The following is a 13,854-nucleotide window of genomic DNA, read 5'->3' as shown; positions in this document are numbered from 1 at the left end:
CCGGTCATCTCCGCCGGCGCACCACGGCCCGGGCCGTGGTGCGCCGGCGGAGATGACCGGGCTCCGGGTGTCCGTCGATTCCGCATTTTGGAAGATGCGCCGCCTCGCGACCACGCGTGATGATGTCACCGTCCGGCGTGTTCGGCGTCGAATGCGCGTCGCCCGGTTCTCTGTCCGTGAGCAGTAAGCCTCCGGGGAGGCGATGAATGCGCGATCAGGCAGTGCCACACGCGAGCCTCCCGGTTGCCGTCCCCGCCGTACAGGACCGCTGCGCGACCGTAGGCGCGCGTGGTGGCCACCTGGGTTGCCCGGGCCTGCTGAGACCGTCCCTTGAAAGGACGCGGGCGGGGACGCGCGTCGGGCGGGAGGTGAGACAACGTTCACCCGCCGAGGGCTCCGACGCCGGCTGGGGACGCTTCCTGTGAAGGCCCTTGTGCCCGGAATGCTTCGCACTCAACTGCAAGAAGTGAAAGGACTTGGTTTTCTATGAAATTTCGCACTGTAGTCATACTCAGCGGAAAGACCACAACCGGTATTCAAGTTCCGCAGGAGGTCATCGAGAGCCTCGGGTCGAGCAAGCGGCCGCGGGTCCAGGTCACGATCAACGGCTACACCTACCGCAGCAGCGTGGCACCGATGGGAGGGGGGTTCATGCTCCCCATCAACGCCGATCACCGCAAGGGCGCAGGCGTCGCCGGCGGCGAGGAGGTGGACGTCGAGATCGAGCTCGACACCCAGCCTCGCGAGGTGACGCTGCCGCCCGACCTCACGGAGGCACTCGACGGTGAGGCGGACGCCAAGCGGTTCTTCGACGGCCTGTCCTACACCCAGAGGCTGTCGTTCGCGACCTGGATCGAGAGCGCGAAGAAGGACGAGACCCGGCAGCGCCGTCTCGACGAGACGGTCACCATGCTGCGAGAGGGCCGTACCCGGCGCTGAGCGCACGGTAGACGACGGGGCGCCGGATCGCACCGGTGGGTACGGCCGGCCGGGCCGGGTGCGCGCACCCGGGGGCCGCCTTCCCGGTGGGTCCGCGTCCCTGAACTCGGTGCAGGCCTTGGAGGATCATGCGCGCCGCCGCGGGTAGGTTTCCGACCCGATCACGCCGCGCATCGCTGAGCTGCGCAGGCGGTTCGGCATGCGGCTGCGCGACGTGCGGGAGGGCTGAGGACTCAGCCAGGAACGACTCGGAGAAATCGCCGAGGTCGACCGCAAAACCATCAAGACCATCAAGCGCATCGAGAACGGCATGTGCAGTCCCCGGCTGGGCAACGTCTTTCAGATCGCCGACGCTCTCGAGATTTCGGTTGGAGAGTTGTTCAACAGCTGTGAAGACCTCCGCAAAGAGTAAGATCATGTCCTACATGGTCTGAGCGCGGACTTACCGTTCCTCGCCGCTGAACCGGAGCTACGCAAACCCGGCCTGTACGGCAGGACCACGGGGTGTTCGGGTTACGGCCGAGAAGCTGACTGTTCTTTCGGCACGCCGGTGCTGCCTCGCGGGGTGAGTTTGGCCGTCTCGGCCTGGACGCCGGTGACGTGCTCACCTGCGATCAACGCCAGCAGGCTCTGCGCGGCCTGCGCCCCGTAGCGGGGGATGTCGCGGCTGAGCGCGGTCAGGGCGGGTCGCACCACCTGGGAGAGGGGAGAGTCGTCCCAGGCCACCAGGGACAGATCCGTGGGCACCTCCAGCTGCATCTCCTGCGCGACCGAAAGTCCGGCGACGGCCATGATGTCGTTGTCGTAGACGATGGCGGTAGGCCGGTTCGCGGCGCTGACCAGCCGCCGCGTGGCGTGTGCCCCTTGTTCGCCGGTGTAGTCGGTGTGCACGATGGTGTGACCGGTGAGACCGAGTTCGTCACACGTCGCGGCGAAGGCCTGGTCGCGCAGGACGGTGTGAACCAGCTGGGGTAGCCCGGCGACCCGGGCGATCCGGCGATGGCCGAGTGCGGCGAGGTATTCCACCGTCTCCCGCATGGCCGCACTGTCGTCGGACCAGATGGGTGCGAGCGAGGCCGTCTGCGACGGGTGGCCGACCACCACGGCCGGCAGGTGGAGTTCTTCCACCCCGGGTACGCGCGGGTCGTCGAAGTGCAGGTCGACCAGGATGACGCCGTCGACGCGGCCCTCGCCCCACCACCTGCGGTAAACCTGCAACTCCTGCTCCTGGCTGTGCACGACCTGCAGGAGCAGCGCGTAGGAGTGGGCGGAGAGCTCGGTTTCGATGCCGCTGATCAGCTCCATGAAGAACGGCTCCATGCCCAGGATCCGTGCCGGGCGGCACACGGCCAGGCCGATGACGCAGGCTTGTGCTCCGTTGAGCGCACGCGCGGCGCTGTTGGGTTGCCAGCCGATTTCTCGGGCGATCGCCTTGATGGTGTTCCGCCTGGCCTCTGACACGCCCGGACGGTCGTTCAGCGCATAGGAGACCGCGACCTTGGACACTCCTGCCCGGCGAGCGATGTCAGCGATCGTCGGTCGCTTCACGGAACCCCCAGCTGAACCGGTTATGTGACGTGTTGTCACCGCGAACTTTACTAGGTTCTGTGCGCCCCCGGGGGACCCCCTCCTCTTGTGTGGCATTTGTCAATAAATGTCGGATTCGCGGGCCTTGGTTAAGGATGGGTCACATCACCGACGTTCCATTGACATCGTTGTCATGGCGATCGTACTTTCATCTTGCTTATCCGGTTAAGTTAACTCTGCCTCAACCCCCCATAGCAGGAGGACGCCGTGAACAAGCGCATAGCCACCATGGCCGCCATCACCACCATCGGTCTGCTGGCCGGCGCCTGCGCGACCAGCACCGCCCCTGCCGCAGAACAGGCCCCGACCACCGGTCCGGCCGACCTCACGTTCTGGATGACCGGTTCGGAAGACGAGGCCCTGGTCATGCAGAAGGCCGCCGACCTCTACACCCGCAGCCATCCGGACGTGAAGGTCAAGGTTTCCGCGCTGAGCTGGGACGACGGCCACGCCAAGGTCTTGGCGGCGGCTACCGGCAAGAGCGGCCCCGACATCGTCTCGGGCGGCCTGTCGTGGGGCATCGAGTTCGGTGGTCTGGGCGGCATGGTCGACCTGCGAGAGCAGGGAATCCCCGAGGCGGTCAAGGCCAAGACGCAGCAGGGTGTCTGGGAGTCGATCACTTCTCGGGACGGAGCGGTCTACGGCACCCCTCTCGACATGACCGTCTATCTGACCTACTACCGCAAAGACCTGCTGGAGAAGGCCGAGGTGGAGCCGCCCAAGACCTGGGAGGAGCTCACCTCCGCCATGGACAGGCTCCAAGACGACGGGGTCAAGGTGCCGTACTCGATGGACTGGGGCAACATCGACTGGCTGCAGTATTTCAACTTCCTGCGCCAGGCGGGCGGCGCGCTCTACACCCCCGACTGCAAGCCCGCGCTGAACAGCGACGCGGGCGTCACCGCCCTCAACTACTGGGCGGATCTGTACAAGAAGTACAAGGCGCCGACCCAGACGGCCGAGGTGCCCGCGGCGCTGGCCAACGGTGTCGCGATGGTCTCCGGTGGCAGCTGGCAGATCAAGGCCGTCGACACCGCGCAGCCGAAGATGAAGGACAAGTGGGCTACCGCCCCGCTGCCCGCGGGCCCCGCCGGGCAGGGCGCCTTCATCGGCGGGCGGATCGTCGGTGTCATGTCCTACAGCAAGCACGCTGCCCAGGCCGCCGACTTCATCAAGTCCCTCTACACCCCCGAGGCGGTCAAGGTCATCACCGACGCCGCCGCGTCACGCGGCGTGCTGTGGATCTCGCCTCTGACCGACAACATCGGCAACCTGCCCGCCACCCCCGACCAGATCGAGGCGATCAAAGCCGCCTTCGCCGCCGGATACGGCCCTCCCAACTGCGCCGGCTGGGAGACCAGCCAGGCCGAGGTGACCAAGAAGCTGCAGGAGGTCATCTACGGCAAGTCCGAGGCCAAGCCCGCTCTCGACGCCGCCGCCAAGATCATGGAGCAGAACGCCGGCTGACCCCCATCCTCGCCTCCGGCCGGTCGCGCCCTCCGGCGCGGCCGGTCCGGTCCTCACCGAAAGGGGAACACGATGGCCACTGCCACCGGCGGCCACCGCAAAGGGCCTCGCACCGGTTCCGGCGCCCGGCGTGTGCGGCGGAACATGACGTCCTACGTGATGCTCCTGCCGTTCCTGACCTTGTTCGCGGGCTTTCTGATCTGGCCTCTGCTCAACTCGCTCTACCTCAGCCTCACCAAGTTCAACGGCGTCAGGCCCCCGGAGTTCGTCGGCCTGGCCAACTTCGAACGACTGCTGCAGGACGAGCGCTTTATGCACGCGCTGTCCAACACCCTCGTCTACGTGCTCGCGGCAGTGGTGCTCACCAGTGGTTTCGCCCTGGTGCTGGCACTCGCCTTCCGCGGGCAGGGCTGGGGCGACCGCCTCATGCGCACGATCTTCTTCCTGCCGTCGGTCACGTCGACGATCGCCCTCTTCCTGATGTGGCGCTGGATCTTCGCCGCGGAGGACTACGGCCTCGCCAACACACTGGCCGGCTGGTTCGGCGTCGATCCGGTGGCCTGGCTCGCGACCCCCGGACTGACCATCCCGATCATGGTGTTGATGGCCACCTGGTCCGGCATGGGCTACGCGATGGTCATCTTCGTCGCGGGCGTCAACACCATCCCCGAGGAGTACTACGAGGCGGCCAGGATCGACGGCGCCACCACCTGGCAGCAGTTCAAGAGCATCACCCTACCGCTGCTGCGCCCGGTCACGACCTACGTGGTCGTCACCACGATGATCGCCGCCTTCCAGGTGTTCGAAGCGGTCTACATCGTCTTCCGCCAGGTCAGCAGCGTGGGCGGCGTGCTCGACTCCGGTCTGATGATCGTTCCCTACCTCTACGACATGGGCTTCACCAAGTTCCAGCTCGGCTACGCCTCCGCGATCGCCTGGGCCCTCTTCCTGATCATTTTCGTCATCAGCATGGTGCAGCTGCGCGTCGGCCGCGCCACCAGGGAGCTGTGATGGCCGTCGAGACCAGACCCGTCCCGCCCACGGCCACCCCCGCGCGCCGCAGCGGCATCCCCGGCCGTCCTCACCGGCCCACGTCCTGGGTCGGGTGGGCGAAGGCGCCGCTCTATCTGCTGGCGATCACCATGATCGTGCCGTTCTACTGGATGGTGATCACTGCTTTCAAACCGGTGTCGGAGATCACCCGGAATCCGCCGTCGTTCGTTCCGGAGAGCCCGACGACCGTCGGCTACCGCGATCCGGCATGGCGGCCCGATGCCGACACCCCCGGCCACGTCGCCGGTCTGTTCCAGCGCTTCACCGAGGTGGACCTCGGCTTCTGGCGGTTCGCGATCAACAGCGTCGTCATCGCCGCGGCGGTCACCGTTCTGGCCCTGCTGGCCGCCTCCCTGGCCTCCTACGTGATAACCAAGCACGACGTCAAAGGCCGCAAGGTGATCTTCCTCATGATCCTCGGCTCGATGATGATCCCCTGGCAGACCACCCTCATCCCCAACTACCTGGTCGTGCGCAATCTCGGCTGGATCGACAGCTACCTCGGCTACATCGTCCCGGCGATCCCCAAGGCGTTCGTCGTCTTCTTCCTCGTGCAGTACCTGCAGTCGATCCCCAACGACCTCATCGAGGCGGCCAGGATCGACGGCGCGGGGGAGTGGCGTATCTGGTGGCAGGTCGTCATGCCGCTGCTGCGACCCGCGCTCGCCGCGATGTCGATCTTCGTGATGCTCAACGAGTGGAACAACTTCCTCTGGCCGTTGATCATCGTGGAGAGCGACCAGATGGCCAACCTTCCCGTCGCGCTGGCCCGGCTCAACTCGGCCTTCACCGGGGCACAGCACATGGGCGTGATCATGGCCGCGTCGCTGCTCGCCTCGCTGCCGACGGTCGTCTTCTTCCTGCTGTTTCAGAAGCACTTCACGCGCGGCATCGCCATGTCCGGTCTCAAGGGCTGACCTGGCCCGGACTGATTCCTCTTCACCAAGGAGAACCGACTTGAGCACCTACCGTCCGCTGCACGACGGCTGGACTCTTCACCAGGCGGGTGGGGACATCTCCGGTGTCCCGGCCACGGTGCCCGGGTGCGTTCACACCGACCTGCTGGCCGCCGGGCTCATCGAGGACCCCTACCTCGACGACAACGAGAACCGGCTGACCTGGATCGGCCGCTCTGCCTGGGAGTACGAGACGGTCTTCGACTGGCACGACGACGGGCACCAGCGCGCCGACCTGGTCTGCGAGGGCCTGGACACCGTCGCCGTCGTCGAGCTCAACGGCGTGGAGGTCGCGTCCACGGCCAACCAGCACCGCTCCTACCGCTTTCCCGTGCGCGAGCTGCTGCGCGAGGGCGAGAACACGCTGCGGATACGCTTCGCCTCCCCGGTGGCCTATGCCGAGGCGCGCCGGGCCGAGCTGGGCGAGCGGCCCGGTGCCTACGAGGCGCCGTACCAGTTCATCCGCAAGATGGCCTGCAACTTCGGCTGGGACTGGGGTCCGGCGGTGGTCACCTCCGGCATCTGGCGGCCCATCGGCCTGGAGAGCTGGAACGGGGCCAGGCTGGCCTCGGTGCGGCCGCTGGTGAGCGGGGATGGGCGGGTCGAGGTGCATGTCACGGTTGAGCGCGCCACCGACGCTCCCCTCACGCTGACCGCGCAGGTGGCGGGAGTCGCGGCGGAAACGGTGCTGGCCCCCGGCGAGCGGGAGGCCGTCCTGGCGGTGGGGGTACCGGACCCCCGGCTGTGGTGGCCGCGCGGGTACGGCGCGCAGGACCGCTACGAGCTGATCGTGCGCCTGTCCGGACAGGACGGCGAGGCCGGGGAGGACACGTGGACGGGCCTGATCGGGTTCCGTGACGTCCGGCTGGACCGGACCGGCGACGCCTTCACCGTGGTGGTCAACGACGTGCCGGTGTTCGTGCGCGGCGTCAACTGGATCCCCGACGACTGCTTCCCGGCCAGGATCACCCGCGAACGCCTGGCCGAGCGCTTCGGCCAGGCCGTCGGGGCGGGCGTCAACCTGCTGCGCGTCTGGGGCGGCGGGCTGTACGAGAGCGAGGACTTCTACGACCTGGCCGACGAGCTGGGCCTGCTGGTGTGGCAGGACTTCCCGTTCGCCTGCGCGGCCTATCCCGAGGAGGAGCCCTTCACCGCCGAGGTGGAGGCCGAGGCGCGCGAGAACGTCATCCGCCTGGCCTGGCGTCCCTCGCTGGCGCTGTGGTGCGGCAACAACGAGGTCCTGGAGGGGCACGCCGACTGGGGCTGGCGCGAGGGGCTCGGCGACCGTACCTGGGGGGCGGGCTTCTTCCACGGGCTGCTGCCGGCGGTCGTCGCCGAACTGGACCCCACCCGTCCCTACTGGCCGGGCAGCCCCTACTCCGGCGACCCCGACCTGCCGCCCAACGACCCGGCGCGCGGAACCCTGCACATCTGGGACGTGTGGAACCGCGAGGACTACACCCGCTACGGCGACTACCGAGCCCGCTTCGTGGCCGAGTTCGGCTTCCAGGGCCCGCCGGTCCACGCCACGCTGCGCGCCGCGGTCAGCGGCGAGCTGGCCGCCGACGCGCCCCTGGTGCTGCACCACCAGAAGGCCCAGGAGGGCAACGCCAAGCTGCTGCGCGGCCTGGGCGAGCACCTGCCCGCGCCGCGCGCCTACGACGACTGGCACTACCTGACCCAGCTCAACCAGGCCAGGGCGGTCGCTTACGGCATCGAGCGCTTCCGCGCCCAGGCGCCGTACTGCGCGGGCACGATCGTCTGGCAGCTCAACGACTGCTGGCCGGTCACCTCCTGGTCGGCCGTCGACGGCGCCGGGCGGCGCAAACCCCTGTGGTACGCCCTGCGCCGCGTCTACGACGACCGCCTGCTGGCCGTCGCCGACGGCGCCGTGGCCGTGATCAACGACGGCCCGTGCCCTTGGGCGGGCGAGCTGGAACTGCTCCGGCTCGGCCTGGACGGCGATCCGCTGGCCAAGGAGACGGCCGCCGTCGAGGTGGCGCCCCGCTCGGTGGTGGTGATCCCGCTGCCCGATCCGGTCGCCGTCCCGGGGGATCCCACGGCCGAACTGCTCGTGGCCCGGCTCGGGGACCGGCGCGCGATCTCCTTCTTCGCCGAAGACACCCAGGTCACCTTCCCCGAGGCCGTTCACGACGCGCACGCCGAGGTGGTCGAAGGCGGCTACCAGGTCACCGTGACCGCTCGTACCCTCCTGCGCGAGCTGGCGCTGTTCCCCGACCGTCTCGACCCGGCCGCCTCGGTCAACGACATGCTGGTGACGCTGCTCCCCGGGGAGAGCGCCACCTTCCACATCGCCACCCGGCGACAGCTCGACCCGGCGGCCCTCACCAGCAGTCCCGTGCTGCGCTGCGTCAACGAGGTTCGGCCGTGACCGTCCTGGCCGTCGACATCGGCGGCACCAAGTTCGCCGCGGCGGCGATCAGCGCCGACGGTGAGATCCAGGTTCGCGCCGAGGTGGCGCTGTCGGGTTCCCGTTCGGCGGAGGAAGCACTGGCGCAGACCATCGCCAAGATCACCGAGCGGGTGTCTGCCGATCGTCTTGATGGGATCGGTGTGGGCTCGGCGGGTCCGCTCGACCCTTGCACCGGGACGGTCAGCCCGGTCAACATCCCGAGCTGGCGTGATTTCCCACTGGTCAAAACACTTGAGCAGATGCTGCCAGGCCTGCCCGTACGGCTGGCGGGCGACGCGCAGTGCATGGCGCTGGGGGAGTGGTGGCGCGCGTCGCCGCACCGAGCCCCCTCCCGGGCGGTATTGGGCATAGTCGTCTCCACCGGGGTGGGCGGCGGGTTCGTCCTTGAGGGCAGGCCGTACCTCGGCCCGACCGGCAATGCCGGCCACATCGGCCACATCACCGTCGATCCGGGCGGCGACCCGTGCCCCTGCGGTGCCGTCGGGTGCGTCGAGACCGTCGCCAGCGGACCGGGCATGGTCCGCTGGGCCCGCGCCAACGGCTGGAACGGGCACGACGCCGTAGCGCTGACCGCCGCCGCCCGCGCGGGTGACACCGTCGCGACGCTCGCCTTCCAACGCGCCGCGGGCGCTCTGGCGACCGCCGTCCTCACCGCGTCGGCCTTGGTCGACCTCGACCACGTCGTCATCGGAGGGGGCGTGGCCGCCGCCGGGCCGATACTGCTCGACCCGCTCAGGCAGGCCGTCGCGGAGAACGCCGGGCTCGGCTTCCTGCGCCGGCTGCGGGTGGACCTCACCGCCCTCGGGCGTGACGCCGGCCTGTTCGGCGCCGCCGCTCTGATCCTGCTCCACGACCTTCAAAAGCCCTGAAGCCCACGACCTTCAAAAGCCCTGAAGCGTCTGCCCCCCGCCCTTCAAGGAGCACACGATGAAAGCAGCATGGCTGGTCGCCCTGGTTGCCGCAGTTATCGCGGGCCTGCTCGCCGCGCCTGGTGCGGCGAGCGCCACGACCGGCGACCCGGGACTCGTCACCCGCAGAGGGAGCCACCTCACGCTGGACGGCAAACCCTTCCGGTTCGCAGGCACCAACAGCTACTACCTGATGTACAAGTCGAAAACGATGGTCGACGACGTCTTCGCCCGCGCGAAGAAGGCTGACTTGTCGGTGATACGCACCTGGGGCTTTCTCGACATCGGCCACCAGGACGGGTCGGATTCCATCCACCACAAGGAAGACGGCGTCTACTTCCAGTACTGGGACGGGAGCAAGCCCGCCTACAACGACGGTGCCGACGGCCTGGCGCACTTGGACTACGTGCTGTGGAAGGCCCGGCAGTCAGGTATCAAGCTCGTCATACCCTTCGTCAACAACTGGAGCGCCTACGGCGGCATCGACCAGTATGTGCGCTGGGCGAAGGGGCAACACCACGACGACTTCTACACCGATCCCACGATCAAGGGCTGGTACAAGAACTGGATCAGTCACCTGCTCAACAGGGTCAATCCGCTGACCGGCGTCGCCTACAAAGACGACCCGACCGTCATGGCGTGGGAGTTGGCCAACGAACCGCGGTGCAAGGGCTCAGGCAACTACCCCACCTCACCCTCCTGCTCAACCACCACCCTCACCACCTGGGCGGATGAGATCTCCCGGCACGTGAAGGCCGTCGACTCCGAACACCTCCTCAGCGTCGGCGACGAGGGCTTCTACTGTCGTCCCGGCGGAGCCGACTTCACCGAGGACTGCTCCGAAGGCATCGACACCGTCGCCTTGACCAGGCTGCCCAAGATCGACCTGATGTCGCTGCACCTGTATCCCGACCACTGGAGCAAGGACGCCGCCTGGGGCACCACATGGATCAGGCGGCATCTGAGCGACGCCCGCGCGATCGGCAAACCCGTGCTGCTCGGTGAGTTCGGGCTGCAGGACAAGGCCACCCGCAACCCCACCTACCAGAGGTGGCTGGAGACCTTCGTGCTCGGCGGCGGCGACGGCTTCATGTACTGGATGATCGCCGGGACCCAGGACGACGGCACGCTCTACCCCGACTACGACGGGTTCACCGTCTACTGCCCCAGCCCAGTGTGTCAGACCGTCACCAACGCCTCGGCGATGATGCGCGGCAGGCTGCCGATCTTCGCGCCGGTGGCCGACCACGACAGCGCCGTCACCCCCTACGGCACTGCCGTCACCGTGGACGCGGTCGCCAACGACATCGCCTACCTGGTCAAGATCCGCCCCAGCAGCCTCGACCTCGCTCCCGCCAAGGCCGGCCGGCAGAAAACGCTCACCACCGCTCAGGGCACCTTCACCGCCGCCTCCGGCACGGTCACCTTCACCCCCGCCGACGGCTTCAGCGGCCGGGCAAGCGCCACCTACACCGTGCGCGACACCCTGCTCCGGCTCTCCGACACCGCAGAGATCACCGTGACCGTCAAGTCCGACCCGGGGGCCGCGATCACACTGTTCTCCTTCGAAGAGGGCGTGCAGGGCTGGGGCCCTGCCTCCTGGCAGAGCGACGCCGGCTCTGTGGCGCACTCCGACGAGTTCGCCAGCGACGGCACCCATGGTCTTCGCGTCGATGCCACCGGTGGTGGCTGGTTCGGCGCCACCCTCGCCGAACCGATCGACCTGTCGGCCAAGGGAACACTCAAACTCGACCTGCGCAGCGCCACCGTGGGCACCTCCACCAGCGTCGCCTTCCAGACCGGCCCCGGCCACACCTGGTGTCAGTCCACCTGGGGGTACCACAACCCCGCCACCACGGCCACGATCGAGGCCGACCTGCTCTCTGAGCTGTCGTGCGCTCCCGAGGACCTGGCCGACGTCCGCGCCATCTTCACCTGGGCCGGTCCCGGCACCTTCCACCTTGACAACGTCCGCGCCGAATGACCACAGGGCGCGGGTGGCGCACGAGGCGGTGCCCGCGCCCTCATCCCCGACCTCCGATCCAGGAGTAGCCGTGCACCTCCTCGACAACCCCGTCAAGAACTATCCCTGGGGATCTCATACGGACATCGCCACGCTCACCGAAAGGCCCGATCCCACCCTTGATCCGGAGGCCGAGATGTGGCTGGGAGCCCACCCCGCCGGACCCTCGACCCTGGCCGGAACCGGCCACTCCCTGGCAGAGCTCATCGCGGCCGACCCCCTGGCGGCTCTTGGCGCCGACGTGCTCGGCCGCTACGGCAGGCGCCTGCCGTACCTGATGAAAGTCATCTCCGTCGCCCGCCCCTTGTCACTGCAAGTGCACCCGAACGCCGAGCAGGCCGCCGACGGCCACTCCCGGGGCATGTACGACGACCCGTGGCCGAAACCGGAACTGATCTGCGCGCTCACACCGTTCACCGCCCTGGCCGGTTTCCGCCCACCCGAGCAGGCGGCGATGCTGCTCGACCGGCTCGGCATGGCAGAGCTGACCGAGGTGTCGGCCCTGCTGAGAGCCGGAGCCGTCCGGGAAGGGTTCGACCTGCTCCTTCAACGGCGGCAGATCACCGACAGGGCGGTGTGGGCGGCCTCCGCCGTCCACCACCCCGACTATGCTCTGATCGCCCGGCTCGCGCGACAGTACCCAGGCGATCCGGCCTGCCTGGCCCCGCTTCTGCTGCGGCGCCACGAACTTCACCCCGGCCAGGCGCTCTTCCTGGGAGCCGGAGTCCTGCACTGCTATCTCAAGGGCTTCGGCGTCGAGATCATGGGCAGCTCCGACAACGTCGTGCGCGCGGGCCTGACCGGAAAACCGGTCGACAGAGCAGAACTGCTTCGCATCACCGATCCCGATGCGCTCCCCCTGCGGGTCCTCCCCGCCGCGACCGGCGAGTACGAGACCCCGTCACCCGAGTTCCGGCTCCGTCGTATTCGGCACGGCACCGGGTGGCGCCTGCGGGGTACGGCACCCCGCATTCTCCTGTGCACCACAGGAACGGCCTCCGTCGATCACGTCCAGCTACGGCAAGGGCAATCGCTCTTCATCCCGGCCACCCATTCACCGCCCACTCTCGGCGTCGACGGTGAAGTCTTCTGTGCGGAACCCGGGACGCATGCCTCCTGAAAAGAGGAGGACAGATCGCTATATGCGATCCATTCCTTTTGGAACGCTCCACAGAGATTTATGAAACATGAAATCAATGTCTGCGAAACCCTTGAAACTTAACTGGTTAAGTTCTTGAGTTGGAGGTGACCGGGTATGGCGCCGCCCGGCCGTCCCATCAATTCAGGGAGACAACAAGCCGATGAATGTCCATCCCCCCACCCTGAGGCGACGCTTGCCGATCGCCCTGGTCGTCCTGCTCGCAGCGGTGCTGGCGATCGCCGGCGTCATCGTGGTCAGAGCCCCCTCCGCCTCGGCGGCACCCGCCGGATTCGCCTACCGCTGCGGAGTGAACTTCTGCCTGAACGGCAACAAGTACTTCTTCGCCGGAGCCAACACCTACGACATGTTCACCTTCGGCAGCGGCTCAGGTGACACCGAGACCCAATACATCGACAAGAATCGCATCGACGCGCATTTCACGAGGCTCAAGGCCGACAAGGTCGACGTATTGCGGCTGTGGATGTTCAGCCACGAGAACTGGCACGGCTTCGAGACCGCCAAGGGCGTCTACAACGAGCAGCAGTTCGCTCTGTTCGACTACATCATCCAGTCGGCGAAGGCCCACGGGGTCAAGCTCCTGCCCGTCTTCGAGAACTACTGGGAGGCCTACGGCGGCATCGACCGGCGCCTGGAGTGGGAGGGCCTGTCCGGCGGGCAGCCGGCCCGCGGCAAGTTCTTCAACAAGACCGCCTGCCCGGGCTGCTTCACCTCCTACAAGAACTACGTCAGCTACGCCCTCAACCGGACCAACCACTACAGCGGCGTCAAGTACAAGGACGACCCCACCATCTTCGCCTGGGAGCTCATGAACGAGCCCCGTTATGAGAACCAGACGCCCAACGAGAACACCACCGGCATCACCCTGCGCAAGTGGGTCGACGAGATGGGTGCCTTCATCAAGGGCATCGACCCCAACCACATGCTCGGCACCGGGCTGGAAGCCCACGAGACCCGGTTCGGCTTCGGCGGTGACGAGGGCAACCCCTTCGTCTACATCCACCAGTCGCCCTCCATCGACTTCACCTCCGCCCACCCGTATCCCACCGAACACTGGGCCGACCTGAGCATCGCCGAGACCCAGGCGCTGGTACGCACCTGGGTGCGCGAATCGCACGACGTGATCGGCAAACCCTTCTACATGGGGGAGTTCAACGTCCACAACGTCGACCGGACCCAGTGGTGGAACGCCATCTTCCAGGCGTTCGAGCAGGAGGGCGGCGACGGAACCGGCTTCTGGTGGTACCAGGACCGGGAGATCGACGGCAAGTTCGGCGTGCTCGCCGGAGCACCTGAGCTGGCCGCCTTCCGCGCCCACTCCGACCGCC

11 protein-coding genes are annotated in these 13,854 nt (G+C 67.6%); 9 read left to right on the top strand and 2 right to left on the bottom strand.

Features of this window, described 5'->3' with window-relative positions; all coding sequences use genetic code 11:
• The first annotated feature begins 486 nt into the window (after positions 1-486).
• Entirely contained in the window at positions 487-939 is a 453-nt protein-coding gene (locus CA984_RS36010) for a YdeI/OmpD-associated family protein (protein WP_086577880.1), read from the top strand.
• On the opposite strand, the gene CA984_RS48370 is transcribed toward CA984_RS36010, so the two are convergent.
• Both CA984_RS48370 and CA984_RS36005 read right to left on the bottom strand, forming a co-directional pair.
• Positions 905-1,357: a hypothetical protein gene (locus CA984_RS48370; protein ID WP_242676361.1), complete on the bottom strand. Its 453-nt coding sequence runs from the start codon at positions 1,355-1,357 to the stop codon at positions 905-907. The two genes, CA984_RS36010 and CA984_RS48370, sit on opposite strands and share 35 nt — an antisense overlap.
• 95 nt (positions 1,358-1,452) lie before the next feature.
• Positions 1,453-2,487: a LacI family DNA-binding transcriptional regulator gene (locus tag CA984_RS36005; protein WP_207621160.1), complete on the bottom strand. Its 1,035-nt coding sequence runs from the start codon at positions 2,485-2,487 to the stop codon at positions 1,453-1,455.
• 246 nt (positions 2,488-2,733) lie between these two features.
• On the opposite strand from CA984_RS36005, the gene CA984_RS36000 reads away from it, so the two are divergent.
• From CA984_RS36000 to CA984_RS35965, 8 genes are all read left to right on the top strand, one after another.
• On the top strand, positions 2,734-3,993 hold the full coding sequence (locus CA984_RS36000) for an extracellular solute-binding protein (RefSeq protein WP_086577878.1): 1,260 nt from the start codon (positions 2,734-2,736) through the stop codon (positions 3,991-3,993).
• A 72-nt stretch (positions 3,994-4,065) separates the two neighbouring features.
• Positions 4,066-5,004, top strand: a complete 939-nt coding sequence (locus CA984_RS35995) for a carbohydrate ABC transporter permease (protein WP_086577877.1) — start codon at positions 4,066-4,068, stop codon at positions 5,002-5,004.
• Positions 5,004-5,963 carry a carbohydrate ABC transporter permease gene (locus CA984_RS35990; protein WP_086577876.1) on the top strand — a complete coding sequence of 320 codons (960 nt, stop codon included), beginning with the start codon at positions 5,004-5,006 and terminating at the stop codon, positions 5,961-5,963. The genes CA984_RS35995 and CA984_RS35990 overlap by 1 nt, the downstream gene beginning before the upstream one ends.
• Before the next feature lie 40 nt (positions 5,964-6,003).
• Positions 6,004-8,394, top strand: coding sequence for a glycoside hydrolase family 2 protein (locus tag CA984_RS35985; RefSeq protein WP_086577875.1), 2,391 nt, complete (start codon positions 6,004-6,006; stop codon positions 8,392-8,394).
• Positions 8,391-9,305, top strand: coding sequence for an ROK family protein (locus CA984_RS35980; protein ID WP_086577874.1), 915 nt, complete (start codon positions 8,391-8,393; stop codon positions 9,303-9,305). Before CA984_RS35985 ends, CA984_RS35980 begins: the two co-directional genes overlap by 4 nt.
• 58 nt (positions 9,306-9,363) lie before the next feature.
• Entirely contained in the window at positions 9,364-11,328 is a 1,965-nt protein-coding gene (locus CA984_RS35975; protein ID WP_086577873.1) for a cellulase family glycosylhydrolase, read from the top strand.
• Between the two features lie 70 nt (positions 11,329-11,398).
• Positions 11,399-12,487 carry a mannose-6-phosphate isomerase, class I gene (gene manA, locus CA984_RS35970; RefSeq protein WP_086577872.1) on the top strand — a complete coding sequence of 363 codons (1,089 nt, stop codon included), beginning with the start codon at positions 11,399-11,401 and terminating at the stop codon, positions 12,485-12,487.
• A 214-nt stretch (positions 12,488-12,701) separates the two neighbouring features.
• Positions 12,702-13,854: cellulase family glycosylhydrolase (locus tag CA984_RS35965; protein ID WP_165781536.1), on the top strand; the 1,153-nt coding region annotated here is incomplete at its 3' end.

The sequence above is a fragment of the Streptosporangium minutum genome, from assembly GCF_002149035.1.
GTDB lineage: Bacteria > Actinomycetota > Actinomycetes > Streptosporangiales > Streptosporangiaceae > Streptosporangium > Streptosporangium minutum.
This window is presented reverse-complemented; position numbering and strand designations above follow the sequence as displayed.

What these genes read in the sequence shown, in the direction of transcription:
- CA984_RS36010 (WP_086577880.1), top strand. Translation starts at nt 487, where the DNA reads ATGAAATTTCGCACTGTAGTCATACTCAGCGGAAAGACCACAACCGGT.
- CA984_RS48370 (WP_242676361.1), bottom strand. Translation starts at nt 1,357, where the DNA reads ATGATCTTACTCTTTGCGGAGGTCTTCACAGCTGTTGAACAACTCTCC.
- CA984_RS35995 (WP_086577877.1), top strand. Translation starts at nt 4,066, where the DNA reads ATGGCCACTGCCACCGGCGGCCACCGCAAAGGGCCTCGCACCGGTTCC.
- CA984_RS35990 (WP_086577876.1), top strand. Translation starts at nt 5,004, where the DNA reads ATGGCCGTCGAGACCAGACCCGTCCCGCCCACGGCCACCCCCGCGCGC.
- CA984_RS35975 (WP_086577873.1), top strand. Translation starts at nt 9,364, where the DNA reads ATGAAAGCAGCATGGCTGGTCGCCCTGGTTGCCGCAGTTATCGCGGGC.